The sequence below is a fragment of the Winogradskya consettensis genome, from assembly GCF_018332715.1.
Lineage (GTDB): Bacteria > Actinomycetota > Actinomycetes > Mycobacteriales > Micromonosporaceae > Actinoplanes > Actinoplanes consettensis.
Map to the genome: position 1 here is coordinate 100,610 of NZ_BOQP01000006.1, position 23,004 is coordinate 123,613.

The following is a 23,004-nucleotide window of genomic DNA, read 5'->3' on the forward strand; positions in this document are numbered from 1 at the left end:
CCGACATTAGCCACCCATCGGCCGAACCGGGCTCCGCAGCCCCTCAGATTCAGCGATCGGCGCGACGGCCAGCCGCTCACCGTTGCGAGCGGCGGCGGCCCTGGCCCACGAGCTGGTGGAGATGAAGCCGAGTGTGAGCGCGACGAGTCCGCAGGCCCCGAGGATGGCCCAGGCGACGTGGCCGGCGGCGATGAAGTCGGCGCTCCCCACGATCGAGCCGGTGACGGCGACGCCGATGGAGATGCCGAACTGGCGGGCGCTGGCGGCGAGCGCGCCGGCGACACCGACCTGGTCGGGCGGCAGCCCGGAGACGGCGGTGGTGGTGACCGGCGGGCTGACCAGGCCCGCGCCGAGACCGAAGATCGCGTAGGCGGCCAGGAGATAGCCGCTCCCCGTGTGCCCGGTCACGGGTACGAGCAGGAAGGCGCCGGTGGCGAGGAGCGCGCCGCCCAGCGTGAGGGGCAGGCGGGCACCCCGGGAAGCGACCAGCCGCCCGGAGAGATTGGCGGCGACGGCCTGCCCCACGGCCAGCGGAATGATCATCAGTCCGGCGCGCAGCGGGCTGAAGTGGCGGACGTCCTGGAGGTAGAGGGTCGTGAGGAAGAAGAACCCGCCGAGACAGGCCGACATCGCCACGGAGATCGTGTTCGCGCCGGAGAACGGCGGGCTACGGAAGAACCGCAGGTCGATCAGGGGCTCGGAGCGACGGGGCTCGACGACGAGGATCCCGGTGAGGGCGAGGACGGCGAGGGCGACCAGCCCGGCGATCCGGGGGTCCGTCCAGCCGAGACGGGGGCCCTCGATCGTCGCGGCGATGATCGACGCGAACAGGACGATGATCAGCGCCTGGCCGACCGGGTCGAACGCGCGGGCCCGGGCCGCCCGGGACTCGGGGACGAACCGCTGGGTGAGCGCGATGGCGGCGATCCCGATCGGGACGTTGACCCAGAACACCGACTGCCACGCGATCCCGCTGACCAGCACGCCGCCGAGTACGGGGCCAGCCGCGATGGTGATCCCGATGACCGATGCCCACACGCCGACCGCTCGCGCCCGTTCCCGCCTGTCGGTGAACACGCTGACGATGATCGACATCGCAACCGGGTTGAGCATCGAGCCACCCACCGCCTGCAGGCTGCGGAAGGCGATCAGCCACCCGACGCTGGGTGCCAGGGCGCACACCACGGAGCTGAGCGAGAACAGGGCCAGCCCGAGCTGGAAGATCCGCTTACGGCCGAAGCGGTCGGCCATCGAGCCGGACAGCAACAGCAGACATGCCATGACCAGCGAGTACGCGTCGACCGTCCATTGCAGGGCGCTGACGGAAGCGTGCAGGTCCCTGCCGATCGACGGCAGCGCGACGTTGACGATCGTGAGGTCGATGCCGGTCACGCCCACGCTGAGACAGCAGATCGCCAGCACCAGCCGGCGGTGAACAGGGGTGGTTGTCGGTGCACTCATGGCGGATCCTCGGACGGGTCGGTAGAGTCTCCGATGAAACGGAGAGGGTGTTCACATCACCATACGGAGACCCTATCCACTTATGCAAGGACGATCGCATGCCTGACCATCCGCCCGCCAGGAGAGCCGACGCCGCCCGCAACCGCCAGCGGATCCTCGACGCGGCCCGCACCGCTTTCGCCGCCACCGGCACCGAGACGTCCATGGCCGAGATCGCCCGGAGATCCGGGGTCGGCCCGGCGACGCTCTACCGCAACTTCGCGACCCGCCACGAGCTCCTGGAGGCACTGCTCGTCGACGAGGTCGATGAGGTCTGCGCCGCCGCCGCGACGGTCGAGGGCGACACCCCGAGGGACCGGCTCACCGCCTGGTTGCGCCGGTTCTTCCAGTACGTCACCACCAAGCGGCCGGTCGTCATCGGGCTGCTCGAGCACACCGACAGGACCGATCCCGTCTTCGACACCCGGGGCCGCATGCTCACCGCCGGGCGGCCGCTGCTCACCGCCGCCCAGGAAGCCCATCAGATCGCCGGCGAGCTCGACCTCGACCAGATCCTCGACCTCGTGATGGCGATCGCGAAGATCCCCGGCACCCCGGAATACCGGCAGCCGATCCTCGACGCGGCACTCGCCGGACTACACGCGCGCAGCGGGTGAGGCCGTGCTCCCTCGCGGGGTGAGGTGCGCGGACTGCTCCTCCGCGTCGGAGACCGGTTCGCCGGCGATGGCGGCCAGGAGCTGGCGGGCGGCGTGGGCTCCGTAGGCCGGGACGTCGCGGGTCAGGGCGGTCAGGGGCGGGTGGACCAGTGAGCAGAGCGGTGAGTCGTCCCAGGCCACGATGGAGAGGTCCGCGGGGACGGAGAGGCCGATCTCCTGGGCGACCGCGAGCCCGGCGACTGCCATGACGTCGTTGTCATAGATGATCGCGGTGGGGCGGTCCGGGCGGGCGAGCAGGTCACGGGTCGCGCGGCTGCCCTCCTCACCGGTGTAGTCGGAGGAGACCGTCACTGCTTCCGGCAGGCCGAGCGTCTGGCAGGCCTCGTCGAATGCCCGGGTACGCGTACGCGTGTGCAGCATTTCCGGAGGCCCACCCACCCGGGCGATCCGGCGGTGACCGAGCCCGATCAGATGGGCCATCGCCTCCCGGATCGGGCCGGCGTCATCGGAGCGGACCTGCGTCAGGCGGCCCGTGTCACCCGGACCCCCGATGACCACCGCCGGCAACTGCAGCTCGTCGAGGACGGGGATGCGAATGTCGTTCTCGCGCAGATCCGTGACGAGCACGCCGTCGACCCGGCGCTCACCCCACCAGCGGCGGTAGACCTCGATCTCGGTCTCCGGGTCGGGGACGACCTGCAACATCAGCGCGTACGACCGGGCGGCCAGCACCTGCTCGAACCCGCTGATCAGGCCCATGAAGAACGGCTCGACACTGAGCATCCGCGCCGGCCGGCACAGTGTCAGCCCGATCGCCCGGGAACTCGCACCGGAAAGGGCCCGCGCCGCGCTGTTGGGGTTGAAGCCGATCTCCCGCGCGATGGCGACGATGCGCTCCCGCGTGGCATCGGAAACACCGGGCTGACCATTGAGCGCGTACGAGACCGCACCCTTGGACACGCCGGCACGCCGCGCGATGTCGGCGATAGTGGGGCGTTTCACTGCAGGCCTCCCAGAGCACAGACTCCCACGCTACCGCGCCTGGAAAACGCCCGGATCACGAGGAGAATCGGTACGTGACCCAGATCGACGGCGTACACGTCCAGGACTCCCTGGTCTCCCTCTCCGCGGCCGGCGTACCCATCCTCCAGATCCGCTGGCTCGAGGACCGCGGGGCGGAAGAGGTGGTCACGGCGCCGGGACCGTGGTCTTCGGCCCGATCCGATCGTGGACGCTCCGCGGCGGCGATCTCACCTTCGAATACGGCGAGCGCGCGGCGACGGAGCTGGGCTTCCCGACGCTGCACGAACTCCAGCTCGACATCCCGGAGGACGAGATCGCCCGCACCCGCGACGAACTCCTCGAAATCCTGAACGGCACCTGCTGCGTCATCGACACCCCCGGCCTCCGTTACAGCGACTGAACCGTCAGCCGATGGCCTGCGTGCGGCACTGTGGGCGTACCTATCCTCGGTGGGTTTCCAAATAGGCTTCCATGCGCTCGGCCGGAGCCGGGCGGCCGAGTTTGAAGCCCTGGCCGAAGTGGCAGCCGGCCTGGCGGGCGCGGTCGATCTGCTCGGGGGTCTCGAGGCCTTTGGCGACGATCTGGAGGCCGAGGCGGCGGCCGAGGCTGACCACGACGTCGATGACCGCGGGGGTGGTGGGGTGCGGGAGTTGCTGGGTGATGAGGGACTGGTCGAGTTTGAGGATGTCGACCGGGAGACGGCGCAGGTGGGCCAGAGAGGCCTGGCCGGCGCCGAAGTCGTCGAGGGCGGCTCGGACGCCTAGTTTCCGCAGGCCGGAGAGGGCCGCGACGATGGCGGGGACGTCTTCGGCGATCCAGGTTTCCTGGACGTCGATGACGAGGCGTTCGGGGGCGATGGCGTAGCGGGCGAGGATTTCGGCGACGTGTTCCGGGAAGCGGGCGGTGAGGAGCTCGCGGGGGGCGATGTTGACCGAGAGCCAGAAGTCGGTGTCGCCGGTTGACCAGCCTGCCAGGTGGCGGCAGGCGGCTTCGAGGACCCATTCGTCGAGTTCGGCGGCGCAGCCCACGGCCCGGGCGATGGGGAGGAGCTCGGCGGGGAGGATGGTGCCGAGGGTGGGGTGGCGCCAGCGCAGGAGGGCTTCGACGCCGACCGGCTGGTCGTCGGCGAGGTTGAGGACCGGCTGGAAGACGAGGTCGAGTTCGCCGCGGTCGGGGGCGCCGAGGAGCTCCCGTTCGAGGTCCATGCGGCGGTGGAGCTGGATCTCGACGTCGGTGTCGTACCACTCGACGCGGTCCCTGCCGAGCTGGAAGGCGCGGCTGCGGGCCAGGTCGGCGTGCCGGACGACCTCGTCGGAGTCCTTGCCGCCGGAGAGTTCCGCGAGGCCGATGCTGGTGCGCAGCTCGACGATCACGCCGGGGAGCTGGTAGGGCTCGACCACGGCGGTGACGATGCGGGTGGCCAGGGCGTACGCGAGGACTGCCCCGTCCGTGGTCAGCACCGCGAACTCGTCGCCGCCGAGCCGCGCCGGGACGTCGTCCGGGCCGAGCAGCGCGCGGATGCGACGGGCGACCTCGATGAGGACGGCGTCCCCGGTCTCGCGGCCCCGGGTGTCGTTGATCTCGGCGAGGCCGTGCAGATCGATCACGAGCAGGGTGCCCTGCTGGCCCGCGCGGCGACGGAACTCCAGGAGGTCCCGCATCAGGGCGCGGCGGTTCGCCAGGCCGGTGAGCTGGTCGGTGTAGGAGAGCTTGTGCAGCGTACGTTCCAGATGTCGCCGTTCCCCGACGTCCCGCACATGGACGACGAGCGCGGCGACCTCCGGCACGGACCGCTGGTCGGCCACGGTGGACTCGGTGTCGCGCCAGACGCCGTGCCCGTCGCAGAGCCGGGCGTTGAGCAGCGCGGGCGGCCCGTCGCCGTGTTCGCCGGCGAGCAGCGCCTCGATGCCGGCCTGTGCCCCGCGGACGTCCTCGGGATGGATCAGGTCGAGGAAGGTCCGCCCGATCACCTCGGAGTCCGCGAGCCCGAACAGCCGCGCGGCGGCCGGCGACTGCCAGCGGACGGTCAGCTTGTCGTCGAGCACCAGGGTGAGGTCGGTGGCACCGGCGACCAGGGAGCGGAAGTGGGCTTCCTTCGTGGCCAGCTGCCCGGTGTAGGACCGGATGTCGCTGACGACCAGCAGCTCCCGCATGGTCAGCACGGCGACCATCAGAATGCCGAGGACCACCCCGACGGTGTCGAAGTCCCCCACGAAGATCAGGTGGTAGAGCGCGGCGACCACGCCGACCCCGGCCGGGACCGCGAGCAACGGATAGCTCGACAGATACTGGTCGGGCTCGCGTGGCGTGATCCGCTCGGGCAGGTGCCGGCGCGAGCCACCCTCGGCGGTCAGCGTCAGACCGCCCACGATCGCCAGCCCGCACAGCGAGATCCCCCACCCGCCGATGTCGGACAGCACGAAGTTCGCCACGGTGCTGAGCGCGATCAACAGCACGATCGCCCCCGCACCACACCGCAACGCCGCCGGCCGGTGGATCCGCGCCCGCAACACGATCACCGTGACCATCGAGATGCCGGAAGCGGCGCACAGCGTGCAGGCCAGCGCGGCATACGGGGTTTCCCGCATCGTCGTGACGAGGTATGCGGCGAACCCCAGGCTGATACCCAGCCCCAACCCGTCGAACATCCGCCGCAACCGCACGGCGACGGTCGCGGCGGCACCGGGTAGCAGCATGGTGCCGAGCACGAAGAACGTCGCCACGCCCGCGACGCCCACCGAGACGAACCAGTCGGCGCCAGGATCGTCGAGCGCCAGCACACCGCAGGTCACGGCCGTCAGCAACGCGGCGACCCCGATCAGCCCCGCACCCCGGCACGCCGCGAAACCCCGCTCGTCGTGATGGATGGCCAGCGCGGTGCGCCACAGCACCCCGGTCGCGAAGACCGCGGCGATGCCGACACCGGCGGCAAGCGAGACGAGCACGGGCAGCAACCCGGCCAACCCGGCAACGAGCACACCGGCAGCCACGACGGGGGCGAGCAAAAACGCCACACGGGTGCTGACCCGCGAGGTGGGGCGCGCGAGGGGCGACACTGCCACGGTGGTCGGGATCCTTGAAAGCTCGAGGGGCTTGCGGGCGCTGAGGGGAGGCTCCCACTGCGGGTAACGACCATCCCCCGGACAGGTTACGTGCGGCCCGACCCCCTTCGCACTCGCGGAACGTCTGTTATGGACAAGCCGATCATCCTGCTTTTCTCGGTACGCACTCCGCGCGGCCCGCCTGACCAGGCGTTGCACCCGCCAGCCCCCCGCCCTCAGCCCGCAGCCCCCGCCCTCAGCCCGCAGTCCTCAGCCCGCAGCGCTCAGACCTCAGCCGCCGGCGACCGAGGGCAGCACCTGGATCTCGGCCGCGGCGGGCACCGGGGTGTCCAGCCCACCCGACCGCCGGCAGTCCTCACCGTCCACATAGACGTTCACATACCGCCGGAGCACCCCGGTCTCGTCACGCAACCGGCGCTCGAGCCGCGGCCATCGCTGCCCGATCTCGTCCAGCACCGCCCGCAGCGACCCGTCGGCCTCGACGTTCAGCCGCCCCTCACCCCCGGCCTCGGCCCGCAGCGCGCCCGGAACCAGCACGACCGGCATCAGTGACCCACCCCTCCCGACGTCACCGCGCGCACGCAGAGCACATCCGGCAGGTGGGCGGCCACGGTGGACCAGGTCTCCCCCTCGTCGCGGCTCGCGTAGACGTCGCCGGCGCGGCTGCCGAAGTAGACCCCGGCCGTCGTCGCGTTGTCGGTGCACATGGCGTCGCGCAGGACCACCGGGTAATACGGGTCGTCGGGAAGGCCTTGGTGCTGGGCTTGCCAGGTATCGCCGGCGTCGGTGGAGCGGAAGACCTGGCAGCGCAGGTCCACCGGCTCGCGCCGGCCATCGCTGACCAGGGGGAAGCTCCAGATCGTGCCGCCGCGGGCCGGGTGGGTGACCATGGTGAAGCCGAAGTCGGCGGGCAGCGTGGCCGCGATGGACTGCCACGAGTCGCCGCCGTCCGTGGTGCGGTAGACGCCGTGGTGGTTCTGGGCGTAGTAGCTGTCCGGATCGGCGGCGTCCCGGGCGACCTTGTGCACGCACTGGCCGAACTCGGGCCACGGGTCGGGCAGGAAGTAGGCCTTGATACCCCGGTTGGCGGGTGCCCAGGTCTCGCCGCCGTCCGAGGTGCGGTAGACACCGCCCGTGGACATCGCGACCAGGACCTTCCGGCTGTCGTGGGGGTGCGGGAGGATCGTGTGGATCGCCTGGCCACCGAAGCCGGCTCCCCAGTCGGGGCGGTGCGGGTGGTCCCACAGGCCGCGGACCAGCTCATAGGTGAGCCCGCCGTCCGTGGAGCGCCACAGCGCCGAGGGCTGGGTGCCCGCCCACACGACGGGCCCGGCCGGGGTGATCTGCCACACGCGCTCGACTGCCGCCCCCGTGTCACCGGGGAAGGCCAGCGGCGCGTGGTCGGGCTCCTGCCAGGTCGCGCCGTAGTCGTCGCTGACGGTCACCGTCGGGCCGAAGTGGGAGCTGTCGATGCCGGCCAGGAGGCGCGGCACGGGTCTGCTGGTGTCGAAGGCCACGGCGTAGACAGCCGTGCCCGGGAAATGCGCGGAGCTGAGTCGCCAGCTCCGCCGGTCGTCGTCGCTGGAGGCCAGGAAGAGGCCCTTGCTGGTGCCGATGGCGAGCGTCGCGGTCATGGCTGGGAGTATCCGCCCGGGGTCCGACAAAAATCCGGCTGATACCCGATGGGAGGATGGGGAACGTGAGCAGCAAGAAGCCCGTTTTCCGCGTACGCCGATCTGGCGCCCTGGTCCTCGCCGCCTTCATCGCGTTCGTCAGCGCCGTGCCGTTCGCCGGGGGCAAGTGGGTGCTGGCGCCGTTGCTGCTGATCCCGCTCTTCGTGCTGATCTGGGCGTTCCGGGCCGGCACCGATGTCACCACCGAGGGGTTGCGGGTGCGGGCGCTCTTCGGCAGCACCGAGGTGCCCTGGTCCCGCGTCGCCGAGCTCGGGCCCGACCGGCGCGGCCGGATCTCGGCGCTGCTCACCGACGGTAAGGTCCTGGCGCTGACCGGGGTCACCGAAGGTAACCTCCCCGAGGTCCTGGCCGCGGGTGGTCAGGAACTGAACACCGGGAGCCAGGAAGTCAGTAGCCCCCCGACACCTGATTGATCAGCGGCTCCCCCGCAGCGAAGCGGCGCACCTGATCGCCGGCCAGCGCATACGCCCTCGGCAGCAACCCGACCACCGAGCCGCCGGTGTGTGGCGTGATGAAGACGTTCGGCAGCTTCCAGAGCGGGTGCCCCTCGGGCAGCGGCTCCGGGTCGGTCACGTCGAGCGCGGCGGAGATGCGGCCCGTGGCGACCTCGGTGAGCAGCGCCGCGGTGTCGGCGACCGGGCCCCGGGCGGCGTTGATCAGCAGCGCCCCGTCGGGCATCGCGGCCAGGAACGCGGCGTCGACCAAGCCCCGCGTCTGCTCGGTCAGCGGCACCAGGAGCACCACGATCTCGGCGTCCGGGAGCAGGGTGGGCAGCTCGTCGACGCTGTGCACACCCTCGGCGGGCCGCGCTGTCCGGGCGACGCGGGTGATCGTCACGCCGAACGGCGCCAGGTGCTCCTCGACGGCCAGGCCGATGGACCCCGCGCCGACGATCAGGACCCGTTTGCCGGTCAGTTCGCGCGTGGGGGTGAAGGAGCTGAATGACCACTCCTCGCGCTGCTGTGCGCGTACAAAATCAGGGAATTGACGCAGCGCAGCGATCGCCGCACCAACCACCCACTCAGCGACGGGTTTGTCATGCACGCCTCGGGCATCGCACAGAGTCACCCCCGGGGGCACCTGCCCGACCCAGGCGTCCGCACCCGCGGACAGCAACTGGACGACCTTGAGCGCGCCGAGTTTGGGCAGCTGATCGGCCGCCCGTGCCGTCGAGAGGAAGGGCGGCACCCAGAAGTCGACCTCCCCGGGATCGGACGGCCAGGTGCCGGCGTCCTCGCAGACCTCGACCTCGACGCCGGCGGGCAGCTCGCCGAGCAGCCCGCGGCCCTTCTCATGTGCGATCCACACCTTCACGCCCTACAAACTAGTCCGGCCAGGGCTTCCCAGCGGGCGCGGCTACCCTGGTCTGGTGAACGAGGAGGTCGTGTGATCGTGCGCAGTCGCCGCGCCCGCACGTGTGCCGTTGCTCTCGGCTCCGTGCTGTTCCTGACCACCGCGTGCAGCTTCGGCCCGCCGGACCCCGATGTGGCGGGCGAGCCACCCAATCTGCCGAAGCCTTCCGCCGCCGCCACCGCTTCCGCCTCGGCCGACGAGCAGCAGGAGGTGGCGGTCACCGTGCTGGCCAAGCGTCTCGAGGTGCCGTGGGGCATGGCCTTCCTGCCCGACGGCTCGGCGCTGGTCACCGAGCGCGACACGGCCCGCATCCTGCAGGTGGGGCCGGAGACCGACGGCGACACCCTCAAAGTGACGGAAGTGCAGCGACTCTCCGAGGTCACCGCGGGTGGCGACGGCGGCCTGCTGGGCATCGCGGTCTCCCCGAAGTACGCGACCGACAAGACCGTCTTCGTCTACTACTCGACGACGAAGGACAACCGGGTCGCGAAACTGACGCTCAAGGGCAAGCCGCAGCCGATCCTGACCGGCATCCCGCACGCGACGGACGTCAACGGCGGTCAGCTCGCGTTCGGGCCGGACGGGTTCCTCTACGTGACGACGGGCGACGCTACCAACGGTGTGCAGGCGCAGGACCCGAAAAGCCTCGGCGGCAAGATTCTCCGGATCACCGCGGACGGCAAGCCGGCTCCGGGCAACCCGGCTCAGGGCAACCCGGCGAAGGCATCGCCGGTGTGGTCGTCGGGGCACCGTGACGTGCAGGGACTCGCCTGGGACTCCGGCAAGCGCCTCTATGCGAGCGAGTCCGACCAGAGCAGGACCAGCGAGCTCAACGTCATCGTCAAGGGCAAGAATTACGGCTGGGCCGCCGTCGAGGGCGCCGGCACCGACGCCAAATACACCAATCCGCTGGTCAGCTGGCCGAACGCCGAGTCCAACTGCTCCGGCGTGGCCGTCATGGAACGCATTATCGCGACCGCCTGCCGGGACGGCCAGCAGCTCTGGATGCTCAACGTGACCGGCAACGGCACGCTGATCGGGCAGCCGCAGGCGCTGCTCAAGGGCGAGTTCGGCCGGTTGCGCGCGCTGGCCGCCGCCCCGGACGGCTCACTCTGGGTCGCCACCTCCAACCAGGAGGAAGGCGCCACCCCGGATCCCGAGGACGACCGGATTCTGCGCCTGGTTCTCTCCGGCGGAGGAGCCGGGCGGAGCTAGGGCCTGGTTTGCCGACTTACACGCGGGGGCAGGTGAGCCGTTGACCATGAATATGACAATCACGCGAGCGAATGCAGTGGCAAACCGGGTCTGGCGACACGTCTGGACCCGACGTCTCGGGCGATGGGCCGCGGTCCTGCTGGTCGGCCTGACCGGCGTGGTCGTGGGCGTGATGCTGCTCGCCCACACCCAGATCGGGGTGGGCCCGTTCCGCGCCGACATGTCGATCACCCCGTCGATCCAGGGCGGCACGGAGATCGACATCCCGCCGCTGGGCTCGCTGCACCTGGACAGCCACGACGGCCCCATCCACCTCAAGGTGGACCTCGGCTCGCTCGACCAGGAACGCACCGCGGCGCTTATCGACGACCCGACCGCGATCAGCGCGGCCGGTCAGTCCGCGGTCGACGACGTGACCAAGGGCGTCATGCAGCTGGGCCTGCGCGCGCTCGGTGCGGCGATCGTCTGCTCGCTGATCCTCTCCGCGCTGATCTTCCGCAACATCCGCAAGGTCGCCGCCGCCGGCGTGCTCGCGCTGGTCGTCACGGGCGGCAGCCTCGGCCTGGCGGCCGGCACCGTCCGCCCCGACTCGATCAGCGAACCCCGCTACGAGGGCCTGCTGGTCAACGCGCCCGCCGTGGTCGGTGACGCCCGCAAGATCGCGGACAACTACGGCAGGTACGCCGACCAGCTCGCCGAGCTCGTCAGCAATGTGAGCCGCATCTACACCACGGTGTCGACGCTGCCCGTACAGCCGGCCGGCAACACCACCCGCATCCTGCACATCTCCGACCTGCACCTGAACCCGGCGTCCTGGAGCGTCATCAAGACGGTGGTCAAGCAGTGGGACATCGACGCGATCATCGACACGGGCGACATCGTCGACTGGGGCAGCAGCGCGGAAACCACCTATGTGAACAACATCGCCACGGTCGGCGTCCCGTACATCTATGTCCGAGGCAACCACGACTCGTCGGCCATCCAGGCAGCGGTCGCCCGCCAGAAGAACGCCAAGGTTCTGGACAACACGATCATCACGATCAACGGCCTGACCATCGCGGGCATCGGTGACCCTGAATTCACTCCCGACAAGAGCGAAACCGAGGCGCCGGCCAACTCCGACGACCTGGCTACGAATCCCCTGCTCGCCGCCGGTGACCAGCTCGCGGACACCATCCGGGCCGCCAAGACCCGCGTCGGTGTGGCCCTGGTCCACGACCCGGCGATGGCACCCCCGCTGTCCGGAACGGTCCCGCTGGTCCTGGCCGGTCACACCCACAAACGCGAGGTGAGCGTCCTCGGGGCGCCCACGGCCGACCCGTCCGCGTCTCCGGCCGCGTCACCCGCTCCGGCCACCGCCCCGATCGAGACCCGGCTGCTGGTGGAGGGCTCGACGGGCGGCGCCGGCCTGCGCGGCCTGGAGAAGGAGGAGCCGACCCCGCTGCAGATGTCGGTCCTCTACTTCGACGAGAACCAGTCCCTCAAGGCCTACGACGACATCCAGCTCGGCGGCACCGGCCAATCCAACGTCACGGTCCAGCGCAACGTCGTCGGCGCGGAAGATCCCCGCCCGACCACCAACCCCTCAGTGGTCAACGGCGTCACTCCCAGCCGCTGATCTTTCATCCCCGGGAACCCAGTAGGCCGGCACGCTCAACGCCCCGATCACAGCGAGCAGGATCAGCAACAAGGGCCAAAAGGCGTCCCGCGCCTGGGCCAGCTCTTCCGGTAGCCGCGGATCGACCAGCCCGGCCGGATCCCGCACGACGACCACGGCCTCAACCTCGCTCCTGCGCTCGGGCCAGCTGGTGAGCCGCCCCGGGATCAACTCGCCCCCGGACCGGAGCGTGTAGGTGTCGCCGGTCCTGCTCTCATGCTTCACGGCCGAGGTGGCAACCACCTCCTCACCCCGCGCACTCAGCACCGCGGCCCACGCCCCCGTGGTGACCTGCCCCATCAGGAGCGCACTCAGCGCCCAGACCGCATACAGCCATCCGAACCGAACCCGGTAACGCGCCCCCGCCGCAGCCGCATAGAGCGCCACCAGCACCAGACACCAGAGCAATGCCCCCAGCGCAGCCGCCAGATCGGGCCGGATCCAGGCACCCGCCGCCAAGGCCGCCAAGGCCGCCAAGGCCGAGCAGCAGAGCAAAACACCCTGCCACCCGCCCGACAATCACCCCGGCCCGCCGCACGCCCTCCAAGGTAGACAGCCGGCGCTCCTACCCACGGCCTGGCCGCCATCGCATGACTGGCCGATGCCTCACGCCTCGTCGGCGATGAGCCGCCGCACCGCTGCGGTGAGCCGATCGCCGTCGACGTCGGATCCCGTGACCATCGCCTGCAGGATCACCCCGTCGACCAGCGCGACAACGTCCCCGGCGGCCCCGCCCGCGTACGGCTCGAGCATCCGCCCCATCCCGTCCAGCCACCCCCGGGCGAGCGGCCGCAGCCGGGGATCACGGGCAGCGGCGACGTAGAGCTCGTACTCGACCTGCACCCGGCGCCGATCGCCGAGATACCCCTGGACCAGCCCGGTCAACTCGGCCGGCACATCGTCGGCACCGCCCAGCCGTTCAGCCCAGCCGTCCAGCTCGACCCGCAACTCCTCAGCCGCGTGCTGCAGGGCGGCGCCGATGAGATCGTCCAGCGTCGGAAAGTAGTACGTCGTGGCCCCCAGCGGTAACCCGGCCCGCAGCGCGACCGCCCGATGCGTGGTCCGCCCGATGCCCACCTCGGCGATGACCTCGAGCGCGGCCTCGGCGAGCGCCCGCCGCCGCGCACCGGGATCACGCGCCCGCTTCTGCTGAGCACCCATCAGTGCTGTGCCGCCCCACCGACGTTCAGCGTCACCACTCCCGCGACGATCAGGCTCACTCCCACGACCTTGACAACGGTGATCGGCTCGTTCAGAAAGGCCGCACCGATGGTGACAATCGCCGCAGTCCCCAGCCCGGACCAGATCGCGTACGCCACCCCGACCTGCACGCCCTTGATCGCCTGCGACAGCAGCACGAACGACAACACATAACCGGCCAGGCAGGCCACCGTGGGCCACAGCCGCGTGAACCCGTCGGTCGCCTTCAAGAGGCTGGTCCCGAACACCTCGGCCGCGATGGCCCCCACCAGATACAGATAAGCCACGACGTACGCCCCAGATCCCGTGTAGTACAAAAGTACAAGTACGATCGTACAACTAGAATCCGATTCCGACGATCTTGACGAGGAACCGATCGATCTGCCGATCAACGGGTGAGCCGGACGACCCCGGCTCGTTGAGCCGGAGCGACACCGCGCCGTGCACCGCCGCCCGCAGGTCGAGCGCGATCACTTCGGCATCCTCATCCGCGGCGACCAGCCCGGCGTCGATGCAGCGCTGCACAGCGGCGACCGAGCGCTCCGCCATGACCAGCTTGAAGGACATGTCCGCTCGCCGGTTCAGGGCGCTCTCGTGCAGGACTTTGTAGAGACCCGGATGCCGCTCGGCCCAGCCGGCGAGCACGAGCGTCCGCTCACGCAACCCCTCAGCCGGGTCGCCTGCCGACTTCTCGGCCCGCTCGACGGCCGCCATCAGATCGTCGTGACAACTGCGCAGCGCGGCCAGGACCAGTGCGTCCCGGTCGGGGAAGTGCAGATAGATCGAGGTCGTGGCGATGCCGAGCTCCCGGGCGACGGCACGCAGCGAAAGGGTCTCGTCCTCGGCCGCCTCGTCCAGGAGCCGCAGTGTGGCCGAGACGATGTCATCCCGCAGCAGGTTGCCCCGCCCACGCTGGTTGCGACCACGGGTCGCCGGAGTGTTCGTCATGGTCGGTCCATTGTATGGCGTCGGTTGTAGCGCTACGGTCGTAGCGCTACAACAGTTCACCTAAGGAGAAGACGATGCGCTCCAACAAGGAGATCGTGCTCGCGTTCTATGAGGCCGGGCTCAACAACAAGGACTTCACGGCCGCATCGGAGCTGCTCGGCACCACGTACACGCAGCACAACCCGCGGATCGCCGACGGCGTGGACGGTTTCCGGGACTTCGTCGCGGGGCTGGCCGAGGACTTCCCCGACCTGCGTGCTGACGTCAAGCACCTCTTCGCCGACGGGGACTACGTGGTGGCCCATGTCCACGGCATCCGGGTGCCCGGCCAGCGCGGGACGGCGATCGTCGAGTTCTTCCGGCTCGACAACGGCAAGATCGTCGAGCACTGGGACGTCATGCAGCCCGTCCCCGAGACCTCACTGAACCCGCACGGGATGTTCTAGCGGCGACCGCCGAACGAGGTGACGAGCGCGTCGGCGACGGCGTTCGCGTCCGTGTCGGCGAGGTCGGCCGGGTATTCGGGGAGCAGGTCGTCCCAGATGACCAGCCACGATCCGTACAACTGGGACTGCCCTTCGGGGCGGGCGAAGAACCAGAGGTGCAGATGGGCACCGCCGTCACCGACGCGGTAGAGGTGCGCGCGGGAGATGTGCGGCAGGGCCTGCACGTGGCGGGCGATGTGGGTGCTCAGGACGCCGAGCTCGGCTGCCAGGTCGTCGGGCAGGTCTGCCAGGTCGTAGTGGTCGCGGGGGTGCAGCATGAGCACCAGCGGCACGCCGACCTTCGCGATCCGGGTCAGCCGCCACCGGTCGTTGAACCAGATGCCCTTGTCGCGGTCCCGGCACGAGCTGCAGTCCGACGGGTCTTCACCGTGGCGGGGCGGCTCGGGCAGCACCGGCGGACGCAACCGGGCCACGCGCAGGCCATCCGGGTCGAACGGGCTGATGTCCCAGCCCGTCATGCGCGCCAGGGGAAGTCGCTGCTCATCATCCGCGGCAGCAACCGCACGGTTGTAGAACTCTTCGGGTGTCATCGCCATGCCCGCAGGCTAGAAGCACCCCGCACGGCCGGGACCGTGCGGGGTGCTGCGAGGAGGGGTCAGCTCAGGCGGGCGAGGATCAGCTCGCGGACCGTCTTGGCGTCGGCCTGGCCGCGGGTGGTCTTCATGACCGCGCCGACCAGGGCGCCCGCGGCGGCGAGCTTGCCGTCGCGGATCTTGGCGGCGATGTCGGGGTTGGCGGCGATCGCCTCGTCGACTGCGGTCTGCAGGGCGCCGGTGTCGGAGACGACCTCGAGGCCCCGGGTCTTCATGACGACGGCGGGGTCACCCTCGCCGGCCACGACGCCTTCGAGGACCTGGCGGGCGAGTTTGTCGTTGATCTTGCCCTCGTCGACCAGGGCCTGGAGCTGGGCGACCTGGGCGGGGGTGGCACCGACCAGCGAGAGCTCCACACCGGTCTCGTTGGCGCGGCGGGCGAGCTCGCCCATCCACCACTTGCGGGCGCCCGCGGCGGTGGCGCCGGCGAGGATGGTCTCCTCGATCAGCTCGACCGCGCCGGCGTTGGCCACCGACTGCATGTCGGACTCACTGATGCCCCAGTCGACGCGCAGGCGGGCGCGCTTGCTGCTGGGGCGCTCGGGGAGCGCGGCCTTGAGCTCAGCGACCCACGCGGTGTCGGGGGCGATCGGGACCAGGTCGGGCTCGGGGAAGTAGCGGTAGTCGGTCGCCGTTTCCTTGGAGCGGCCCGGGCGGGTGTCGCCGGTGTCCTCCTGGAAGTGACGGGTCTCCTGGTGGATGCGGCCGCCGCCGTCGAGGACGCCCGCCTGGCGGATGATCTCGGAGCGGACCGCACGCTCGACCGAGCGCAGCGAGTTGACGTTCTTGGCCTCGGTGCGGGTGCCCCACTCGTCGCCGGGCTTGTTGAGCGAGGTGTTGACGTCGCAACGCAGCGAGCCCTGCTCCATGCGCACATCGGAGACGCCGAGCGAGCGGATGATGTCACGCAGCTCGGTGACGTAGGCACGGGCGATCTCGGGGGCGCGCGAGCCGAGACCGGTCACGGGCTTCGTGACGATCTCGACGAGCGGGATGCCGGCCCGGTTGTAGTCGACCAGCGACTCGGTCGCGCCGTGGATGCGGCCGGTGGCCCCGCCGACGTGCAGGGACTTGCCGGTGTCCTCCTCGAGGTGGACCCGCTCGATCTCGATGCGGAACGTCTCGCCCTCGATCTCGACGTCGACGTAGCCGTCGACACAGAGCGGCTCGTCGTACTGCGAGGTCTGGAAGTTCTTCGGCATGTCCGGGTAGAAGTAGTTCTTCCGGGCCATCCGGCACCAGGACGCGATGTCGCAGTTGAGCGCGAGACCGATGCGGATGGTCGCCTCGATGCCGGCCCGGTTGGCGACCGGCAGCGCGCCGGGCAGACCGAGACAGACCGGACAGACCTGGGTGTTGGGCTCCGCGCCGAACTCGGTGGGACATCCGCAGAACATCTTGGTGTTCGTGCCGAGCTCGACGTGCGTCTCCAGGCCGATCACCGGCTCGTAGCGCGCGACGGCGTCGTCGTAGGTGGGAAGCACGGTCGTACTCATGCGGTGGACTCCAGGTGACTGCGGGATCCGACGAACACAAGCCTAATGGGCCCCACCGACAAGAATCCGGCGGGTTTCGCCTGCCCCCACGAGAAAAGACCATTTCGGTACGGTCTACCGCATGCGTCGCGTCCCTCTCCTGTCCGTCCTGGCCACGGCAGCCCTCGTTGCCGGCTGCACGTCCACCCCGCCCGCAAAGCCCATAGCCTCGGCGGAAGCCTCGGCGGAAGCCTCGGCGAGTCCTGCCGTCACCGTCGACTATGCGGCCTGGTCAGCGGGGCGTTCGGAGCCCAGCGCGGACCCGCTCTACCCCAAACGCGGCACGGACAAGCTCGATGTCCTGCACTACGCCCTCGACCTGACCTGGGATCCGAAAACCAAGAACCTGACCGGCACGGCAACCCTTCAGGTACGCCCGACAGCTGACGCGAAGCAGCTGTCGCTCGACTTCATGCCGTACGAGCTCGACTCGGTCACCGTGGACGAGGCGCCGGTCACAGCGACTGTGACGGACGAGAAACTGACCTTCCCCACGACGCTCACCGCCGACAAGCCCGTGACGATGGTCGTCAAATATCACGGCGAGCCGAAGACGACCCCGATGCCGTCACACCGCTCGGACACCGAGCCGCTCGGCCTCACGGTCACCAAGGACGGCGGCCTCTGGACGATGCAGGAGCCGTTCGGCGCGTTCACCTGGTACCCGGCGAATGACCAGCCCTCCGACGAGGCGCTCTACGACATCGCGGTGACCGTCCCCGAGGGCTGGTCCGCGATCGCCGGCGGCACCCCGGCCGGGCAGGACGGCAGCACGTTCAAGTACCGCAGCACGGACCCGGTGGCGACCTACCTGACCACGCTGGCCGTGGGCAAGTACACGAAAGTGACCGCCAAGGGCCCGCACGACCTGCCGCTGACCTACTGGTATCGCCCCGGCACCGATGATGACGTGGTGGCGTCGCTGAAGAAGTCCCCGGACTACGTGAAGTTCCTGGAGGAGCGCTTCGGCCCGTACCCGTTCCCGAGCGGCGGCATCGTGATGGTCGACTCCGCGTCGGGTATGGAGACCCAGCAGATGATCACCATGGGCGGCAAGCACGGGAAATGGGACAAGGACGCTCAGTCGGGCTTCGAGGAGGACCTCCTCCATGAGTACGCCCACCAGTGGTTCGGCGACTCGGTGACCCCGACCACGTGGAAGGACCTGTGGCTCAACGAGGGCTGGGCGACGTACGCACAGTTCCTCTGGGAGCAGAAGGTGTACAACCTCACCGACGCCCAGCTGGAGACCTTCTTCCGGGCCCGCGACGCGGAGCTGCGCAAGAAGCTCGGGCCGCCCGGGAGCCCGCTGGCGGCGAACTTCGCCGAGAGCAACGTCTACATCTGCCCGGCGGCGATGCTCCAGCAGCTGCACGAGAAACTCGGCGACAAGGCGTTCTTCGCGCTGGGCACGGCCTGGGTGCAGAAACAGAAGAACACCCAGCAGGACCGGGCGACGTTCATCGCCTTCGTGAAGAAGCAGACCGGGAAGGACTACAGCAAGCTGATCAACACCTGGCTGGACTCGCCGACCACCCCGGCCTGATCCCGGTCAGGAGCTGGTCTCCGCAGCGGTGCCCTGCTGCGGCTCGACCTGGGCGAGGCGGGCGCGCAGCGCCGCGGTGACAGCCGCGTAGGAATCGCCTCCCAGTACGAGCCGCAGCGGCGCGGGCTCCTCGTCGACGCTGTCGATCACCCGGGCAGCGATCTTCGCCGGATCGCCGGGGAGCGGGGGCGGTCCGTTCCGGAAGGCGCGCACCATCGCGGCCGGGGTGCCGTCATAGGCCGCGAGCGGTTCGCCGAGCTGCAGGCTGCCGTTGGCGAACGCCGTGCGCGCCCCACCCGGCTCGACCAGCGTCACCCCGATGTTGAACGGGGCGACCTCCTGGGCCAGGGCTTCCATGAAACCTTCGACGCCCCACTTGCCGGCGTGGTAGAGCGAGGCACCCGGGTGCGCGGCTAGCCCGGCGACCGAGGAGATCTGGATGATGCGGCCGCTGCCCTGCGTACGCAGATGGGGAAGCGCAGCCCTGGCCGTCTGGATCGCACCGACGAGGTTCGTGGCGATCTGGTGCTGGACCTGCTCGTCACTCACCTCCTCCGCCGCGCCGAACAGGCCGTAGCCGGCGTTGATCACGACGACGTCGATCCGGCCCAGATCGGCGAAAGCGGCGTCCACGACCTCGCGGATCCTCGGCACATCGGTGACGTCGAGGTGACCGAGCCAGAAGCTCTCCGCGTACGTTTCCTGCAGGTCCTTGACCGAGTCCGGCCGGCGGACGGTCCCGGCGACCCGGTCGCCGCGGGAGAGGAGTTGCTCGGCGAGCTCGCGGCCGAAACCACTGTTGACGCCGGTGATGAACCACGTACGAGTTGTCATGCCTACGATCGTCGGAGCAGCGACCGCCGCGCGGCAGCCCCCGCTGTTCCTGGTAGTAGGAGGGACACCCATGGACAACGCCCTCGGGGATTTCCTGCGCGCCCGGCGCGAACTGGTCACGCCCGCCGAGGTGGGTCTGCCGCCCGGCAACACCCTGCGCCGGGTGCCGGGGCTGCGCCGCGAGGAGGTGGCGCTGCTCGCCGGGATCAGCGCGGAGTACTACCTGCGCCTGGAACAGGGCCGCGACCGGAGCCCGTCAGCCCAGGTCATCGACGCGATCGCCGGGGTGCTGCGGCTGGATGCGGAAGGTACGGCGTACCTCCTGGCACTGGCCCAGCCGAAGTCGCGCCGCCGCCCCGCCCGCAGTGACGACCCGGTGCCCGCGGGTCTTGCCCTGCTGCTCCGGACGATCAACGTGCCCGCGATGGTGATCAACAGGTACAACGACGTCGTGGCCGCCAATGCCCTGGCCCAGGAGCTGTCACCGGACAACGCCCCCGGCGTGAACCGGCTCCGGTCGCTGTTCCTCGACCCGGCCGCACCCGGCTACCACCCCGACTGGGAGAAGATCACCGTCGCCGCCGTCGCCCACCTGCGCGCCCAGGCCGGCACGGACACCGACGACGAGCGGCTGCAAGCGCTGATCGAGGAGATGTCCCTCGAGAGCGACAGATTCCGGCACCTGTGGGCCCGCCACGACGTACGCCTCGCCACCGGCGGCCACGTCCGCGTCCGCCACCCGAAGGTCGGCGACCTGGACCTACTGGTCGAAAAGTTCGCCGTCGTCGGCAGTGACGGCCTCGAGGCTCTGCTCCTGCACGCAGAGCCCGACACCCCCACCGCCGACGCCCTGGCACTGCTCAGCTCAATGGTGCTTGAAGCTCGGTGACCCACTCGTCACGGTTCGGCGGGAACTCGAGAGTGACCTCACGGGCGTAGCCGGCGGGCTGAAAACCGCTCTCGTCGATCCACCGGGCCAGCGTCTGCTCGGTCGGCACCACGGCGTCCATCGACCCCCGGTGCACGATGGTCGCCGCCCGCTCGACCGCCGGCAGGTCGACGACCCGCAGGTCGCCCTCCTGCAGCGGCATGTTGACCGGCATAGCGGCGTGAACGATGATCCGGCCGTCCGGCGCGTCCTCGTAGTAGGCCACGGCGGGTCCCGCGAAAACAGCCGGATCGAGACGCCCGCACAGCTCGTCGAACAGCGGCCCGATCACCGGGCTGATGTCCTCCGGCTCGTAGCTCGCCGCGATCGCGGTCAGCTCTGCCACCCGTACCCCAGGAATGCTCTTGATGATGACTTCGTCGCTCGACATTCGTCCCTCGCCCTCAATGGCTCGGAGCCTCGCCTCGACCTGCACCAACCGCGCCGCCGAAGCAGCCATGACGGTCTCCAGCTCAGCCCGCCGCAGCCGCAGCATCCCCCGCAGTTCCTCGGTGGTCACCGCGTCATCGATGATGTCGCGCACCTGCTGGAGCGTGAACCCGAGCTCCTTGAGCGCGATCACCCGATTCAACCGGGCAAGCTGAGCAGCCGTGTAGTGCCGATAACCGGTAGCCGGATCGATGTGGGCAGGGCGCAACAGCCCGGTCGCGTCATAGTGACGCAGCATCCGGACCGACACCCGCCCGTGCCGGGCGAACTCTCCAATGGTGAACATGATGTCTCCGAGTTCACCGCCTGACACGGTGTGAGGGTCAAGCGCCGCCGGTCAACGAAATCCGAGTTTCTCCAGAGCCTGCTGGGTCTCGCGCCAGAGCTGGGCGAATGCCGGCACCTGACAGAGCCGTTCCAGGGACACCATCGCACCCAGTTGGCTGTAATGATCTGCGGTCGATCGGCTCAACCTGCCGATCGACCGGTCAAGGACCTGCTTCGGGTCAATCAGACCCTCTACGTCCTTGGGCTGGGCAGGCACGCCCAGTTGGGAGTCGGGCCACTGCACCCCGAACGCGCGCCGGAGCGCATCCCCGTCCGCCAGCAGCCATGCTTCTGTCTCGCGGACCGGAACCACCGTCACCAGTTGCTCGCTGCGGGATCCCCACGCGGCACGCAATGGCTCCAGCCATTCAGTCTCGGTCCTGCCGGGCCGGGCTCCGCGATCGTGGTGGAAGAACACCACGAGGAAGCTTCCGCGGTTCCGGTCGACGAGGTCGAGCACTTCTTCGAGGCTGCGCGGGCCTTTCTTCTCCCGTACGGGCCGCACGTCGGCGACTTCCACGGAGTCCTGATAGTCCGCGCAGATCTCCTGCAACATCCGGCCGAGCAGAGGTGGCAAAAGGCGGTCGTCGGTGGTGCCTTCCGAGATGAGAGCCGTCGTGAGATACCTCATCAGCGCTCCAGAGCCTCGGACACCTCGAACTCAGCTATTTCGCTGGGACTGACCACAGCTCCCGGCTGGAGCTCGGAGCCTGCCGTCGGAGGGGGACCGGTGAGGTGCCGGTACTTGCTGATCCGGCTGCGTCCCTGCCCGCCGCCGACCCGTGTCGCGACGTCCATGTAGATGGCGTCTCGTCGCAGCCCATCGCTGGTCGGGTCGAGGGCTCGGAGGATGGCCGGTGAATGGCTGCTCACAATGAGCTGCGTCAGCTTCTCGCCGCGTCCCTCTCCCCGTACTTGGACTCCTCTCCTGACCAGCTCCCGGAGAGAACTCACGAACTGGGTGAGACGACCAGGGAAGATGCCGTTCTCCGGCTCCTCGAAGCAAATCAATCCGGCGCCCGCAGGGTCGTAGAGCGCTGCGAGGAGGGCGATGGTCCGTAGCGTTCCGTCAGAAGCAACCCTGGCCGAGTAAGGCGCCTCATCCTGCGTCACGACCTCTACTTGGCGCTGCCGCCGGGCATCGTCATCGCTCACCTGCACCCGGACGATGCCCGGGACGATGGTGGCGACGTCGGCGGACAGGTCGTTGAGGACACCGGATGGCCGGTCCGCATCGCCGCTCTCGTCGGCGATCCGCCGGAGCGTGTTGGCGAGGTGGGCGCCGTTGGCTGCGAGGGTGTCCGGGTCGTCGTACGAGTCCGGACGGCGCAACGCACTCGGGTCCAGATAGAGCAGCCGCCATGACCGCAATTCGCGCTTCAATGCGTAAAGGAGTGGGGAATCCGCTGCCGTGGTCACCGCCGACAGCACGGTGGCGGTCGCGGCGAGAGCCGACAGATGCCTTTCGCGCTCCCGGTCATGGATGCTGAAGCGAGGCCGCCCCTGGCCATCCACATCCGTTTCCAAAAGGGCTTCCGCGCCTTGCGAATAGCGAGCGAGCGCCTTGTGACCGGCCTCGTCGAACCGCTCGATCCAGCGATCGTCGGCCCGCTTGATCTTGAAGGCGGACTCACGGACGACGAACGGCCGCAACGCTCCCGTGCGGCTCGTCCGCATCTCGATGGCGACTTCATAACGCAGGCGGGAGTGATCGACGCGGACCGAGTCCCCGAAGGCGTCCGTGACCGAGCCGTCCAGCAACACCTCGACCGCGAAGGTCATGACCTTCATCGGGGTGCCGTCGACATGACGATGGAACAGATCGGTGATGTCCCCACGCGATTGCTGCGCGGCCTCCAGCACCGGCTGCCCGGCAAGCTGTCCGATGAACTGGATGGCGTCGAACAGGTTGGACTTGCCGGCGGCGTTCCGGCCGATGATGACCAGGAACGGCGGGAGATCCAAGTGGAAGTCCCGGAACGACTTGAATCCGTCGATCTCGATCCTGGTCAGCAT

Annotated in this window: 24 protein-coding genes; 8 read left to right on the plus strand and 16 right to left on the minus strand. The window is 69.6% G+C overall.

Annotation, left to right across the window (positions count from 1 at the left end):
• Nucleotides 1–6: 6 nt before the first annotated feature.
• Nucleotides 7–1,461, minus strand: coding sequence for an MFS transporter (locus Aco04nite_RS06200; RefSeq protein WP_212996211.1), 1,455 nt, complete (start codon nucleotides 1,459–1,461; stop codon nucleotides 7–9).
• A 98-nt stretch (nucleotides 1,462–1,559) separates the two neighbouring features.
• Here Aco04nite_RS06200 and Aco04nite_RS06205 point away from each other — a divergent pair, with 98 nt between their 5' ends.
• Complete coding sequence (locus tag Aco04nite_RS06205; RefSeq protein ID WP_212996212.1) at nucleotides 1,560–2,117, plus strand: TetR/AcrR family transcriptional regulator; 558 nt, start codon at nucleotides 1,560–1,562, stop codon at nucleotides 2,115–2,117.
• Here Aco04nite_RS06205 and Aco04nite_RS06210 read toward each other — a convergent pair.
• Nucleotides 2,097–3,119 (minus strand): LacI family DNA-binding transcriptional regulator, encoded by a 1,023-nt coding sequence (locus Aco04nite_RS06210; RefSeq protein ID WP_212996213.1) that lies wholly within the window; start codon nucleotides 3,117–3,119, stop codon nucleotides 2,097–2,099. The genes Aco04nite_RS06205 and Aco04nite_RS06210 overlap by 21 nt on opposite strands.
• A 202-nt stretch (nucleotides 3,120–3,321) precedes the next feature.
• On the opposite strand from Aco04nite_RS06210, the gene Aco04nite_RS06215 reads away from it, so the two are divergent.
• Nucleotides 3,322–3,540, plus strand: a complete 219-nt coding sequence (locus tag Aco04nite_RS06215) for a hypothetical protein (protein ID WP_212996214.1) — start codon at nucleotides 3,322–3,324, stop codon at nucleotides 3,538–3,540.
• A 40-nt stretch (nucleotides 3,541–3,580) separates the two neighbouring features.
• On the opposite strand, the gene Aco04nite_RS06220 is transcribed toward Aco04nite_RS06215, so the two are convergent.
• From Aco04nite_RS06220 to Aco04nite_RS06230, 3 genes are all read right to left on the minus strand, one after another.
• Nucleotides 3,581–6,202 carry a putative bifunctional diguanylate cyclase/phosphodiesterase gene (locus Aco04nite_RS06220; RefSeq protein ID WP_244875776.1) on the minus strand — a complete coding sequence of 874 codons (2,622 nt, stop codon included), beginning with the start codon at nucleotides 6,200–6,202 and terminating at the stop codon, nucleotides 3,581–3,583.
• A 270-nt stretch (nucleotides 6,203–6,472) separates the two neighbouring features.
• Nucleotides 6,473–6,748 (minus strand): MoaD/ThiS family protein, encoded by a 276-nt coding sequence (locus Aco04nite_RS06225; protein ID WP_212996215.1) that lies wholly within the window; start codon nucleotides 6,746–6,748, stop codon nucleotides 6,473–6,475.
• Nucleotides 6,748–7,836 (minus strand): WD40/YVTN/BNR-like repeat-containing protein, encoded by a 1,089-nt coding sequence (locus Aco04nite_RS06230; RefSeq protein ID WP_212996216.1) that lies wholly within the window; start codon nucleotides 7,834–7,836, stop codon nucleotides 6,748–6,750. Before Aco04nite_RS06230 ends, Aco04nite_RS06225 begins: the two co-directional genes overlap by 1 nt.
• 65 nt (nucleotides 7,837–7,901) lie before the next feature.
• Here Aco04nite_RS06230 and Aco04nite_RS06235 point away from each other — a divergent pair, with 65 nt between their 5' ends.
• A complete protein-coding gene (locus Aco04nite_RS06235) occupies nucleotides 7,902–8,309 on the plus strand; it encodes a PH domain-containing protein (RefSeq protein ID WP_244875777.1) in 408 nt (135 codons plus the stop codon).
• Here the strand turns inward: Aco04nite_RS06235 and Aco04nite_RS06240 are convergent.
• Entirely contained in the window at nucleotides 8,284–9,210 is a 927-nt protein-coding gene (locus Aco04nite_RS06240; protein ID WP_212996218.1) for a 2-hydroxyacid dehydrogenase, read from the minus strand. The genes Aco04nite_RS06235 and Aco04nite_RS06240 overlap by 26 nt on opposite strands.
• On the opposite strand from Aco04nite_RS06240, the gene Aco04nite_RS06245 reads away from it, so the two are divergent.
• The gene (locus Aco04nite_RS06245; protein ID WP_212996219.1) at nucleotides 9,190–10,464 is read left to right on the plus strand and encodes a PQQ-dependent sugar dehydrogenase; all 1,275 of its coding nucleotides are present in this window, start codon (nucleotides 9,190–9,192) and stop codon (nucleotides 10,462–10,464) included. The two genes, Aco04nite_RS06240 and Aco04nite_RS06245, sit on opposite strands and share 21 nt — an antisense overlap.
• A 52-nt stretch (nucleotides 10,465–10,516) precedes the next feature.
• Nucleotides 10,517–12,082, plus strand: coding sequence for a metallophosphoesterase family protein (locus Aco04nite_RS06250; protein ID WP_244875779.1), 1,566 nt, complete (start codon nucleotides 10,517–10,519; stop codon nucleotides 12,080–12,082).
• Here the strand turns inward: Aco04nite_RS06250 and Aco04nite_RS06255 are convergent.
• From Aco04nite_RS06255 to Aco04nite_RS06270, 4 genes are all read right to left on the minus strand, one after another.
• Nucleotides 12,050–12,598 carry a hypothetical protein gene (locus tag Aco04nite_RS06255; protein ID WP_212996221.1) on the minus strand — a complete coding sequence of 183 codons (549 nt, stop codon included), beginning with the start codon at nucleotides 12,596–12,598 and terminating at the stop codon, nucleotides 12,050–12,052. The genes Aco04nite_RS06250 and Aco04nite_RS06255 overlap by 33 nt on opposite strands.
• Before the next feature lie 129 nt (nucleotides 12,599–12,727).
• The gene (locus tag Aco04nite_RS06260) at nucleotides 12,728–13,282 is read right to left on the minus strand and encodes a TetR/AcrR family transcriptional regulator (protein ID WP_212996222.1); all 555 of its coding nucleotides are present in this window, start codon (nucleotides 13,280–13,282) and stop codon (nucleotides 12,728–12,730) included.
• Nucleotides 13,282–13,608, minus strand: coding sequence for a DMT family transporter (locus Aco04nite_RS06265; RefSeq protein ID WP_203838487.1), 327 nt, complete (start codon nucleotides 13,606–13,608; stop codon nucleotides 13,282–13,284). Before Aco04nite_RS06265 ends, Aco04nite_RS06260 begins: the two co-directional genes overlap by 1 nt.
• A gap of 52 nt (nucleotides 13,609–13,660) precedes the next feature.
• Nucleotides 13,661–14,269 carry a TetR/AcrR family transcriptional regulator gene (locus Aco04nite_RS06270; RefSeq protein WP_212996223.1) on the minus strand — a complete coding sequence of 203 codons (609 nt, stop codon included), beginning with the start codon at nucleotides 14,267–14,269 and terminating at the stop codon, nucleotides 13,661–13,663.
• A gap of 74 nt (nucleotides 14,270–14,343) precedes the next feature.
• Between Aco04nite_RS06270 and Aco04nite_RS06275 the strand changes: the two genes are divergently transcribed.
• The gene (locus Aco04nite_RS06275; protein ID WP_212996224.1) at nucleotides 14,344–14,715 is read left to right on the plus strand and encodes a nuclear transport factor 2 family protein; all 372 of its coding nucleotides are present in this window, start codon (nucleotides 14,344–14,346) and stop codon (nucleotides 14,713–14,715) included.
• On the opposite strand, the gene Aco04nite_RS06280 is transcribed toward Aco04nite_RS06275, so the two are convergent.
• Together Aco04nite_RS06280 and gatB are read right to left on the minus strand one after the other, a co-directional pair.
• On the minus strand, nucleotides 14,712–15,311 hold the full coding sequence (locus Aco04nite_RS06280; protein WP_212996225.1) for an HIT family protein: 600 nt from the start codon (nucleotides 15,309–15,311) through the stop codon (nucleotides 14,712–14,714). The genes Aco04nite_RS06275 and Aco04nite_RS06280 overlap by 4 nt on opposite strands.
• Nucleotides 15,312–15,370: 59 nt before the next feature.
• Nucleotides 15,371–16,864 carry an Asp-tRNA(Asn)/Glu-tRNA(Gln) amidotransferase subunit GatB gene (gene gatB / locus Aco04nite_RS06285; RefSeq protein ID WP_212996226.1) on the minus strand — a complete coding sequence of 498 codons (1,494 nt, stop codon included), beginning with the start codon at nucleotides 16,862–16,864 and terminating at the stop codon, nucleotides 15,371–15,373.
• 121 nt (nucleotides 16,865–16,985) lie between these two features.
• Between gatB and Aco04nite_RS06290 the strand changes: the two genes are divergently transcribed.
• Nucleotides 16,986–18,449 (plus strand): M1 family metallopeptidase, encoded by a 1,464-nt coding sequence (locus Aco04nite_RS06290; RefSeq protein ID WP_212996227.1) that lies wholly within the window; start codon nucleotides 16,986–16,988, stop codon nucleotides 18,447–18,449.
• Nucleotides 18,450–18,455: 6 nt separating this feature from the next.
• On the opposite strand, the gene Aco04nite_RS06295 is transcribed toward Aco04nite_RS06290, so the two are convergent.
• Nucleotides 18,456–19,283: an SDR family oxidoreductase gene (locus tag Aco04nite_RS06295; protein WP_212996228.1), complete on the minus strand. Its 828-nt coding sequence runs from the start codon at nucleotides 19,281–19,283 to the stop codon at nucleotides 18,456–18,458.
• Here Aco04nite_RS06295 and Aco04nite_RS06300 point away from each other — a divergent pair.
• The gene (locus Aco04nite_RS06300) at nucleotides 19,282–20,172 is read left to right on the plus strand and encodes a helix-turn-helix domain-containing protein (protein ID WP_244875780.1); all 891 of its coding nucleotides are present in this window, start codon (nucleotides 19,282–19,284) and stop codon (nucleotides 20,170–20,172) included. The genes Aco04nite_RS06295 and Aco04nite_RS06300 overlap by 2 nt on opposite strands.
• On the opposite strand, the gene Aco04nite_RS06305 is transcribed toward Aco04nite_RS06300, so the two are convergent.
• Genes Aco04nite_RS06305 through Aco04nite_RS06315 form a run of 3 tightly spaced genes read right to left on the minus strand, consistent with a single transcriptional unit; the run spans nucleotide 20,144 to nucleotide 23,004 of the window.
• On the minus strand, nucleotides 20,144–20,947 hold the full coding sequence (locus Aco04nite_RS06305) for a MerR family transcriptional regulator (RefSeq protein WP_212996229.1): 804 nt from the start codon (nucleotides 20,945–20,947) through the stop codon (nucleotides 20,144–20,146). The genes Aco04nite_RS06300 and Aco04nite_RS06305 overlap by 29 nt on opposite strands.
• Before the next feature lie 51 nt (nucleotides 20,948–20,998).
• A complete protein-coding gene (locus Aco04nite_RS06310; protein WP_212996230.1) occupies nucleotides 20,999–21,619 on the minus strand; it encodes a DUF4276 family protein in 621 nt (206 codons plus the stop codon).
• Nucleotides 21,619–23,004, minus strand: a complete 1,386-nt coding sequence (locus Aco04nite_RS06315; protein ID WP_212996231.1) for an AAA family ATPase — start codon at nucleotides 23,002–23,004, stop codon at nucleotides 21,619–21,621. Before Aco04nite_RS06315 ends, Aco04nite_RS06310 begins: the two co-directional genes overlap by 1 nt.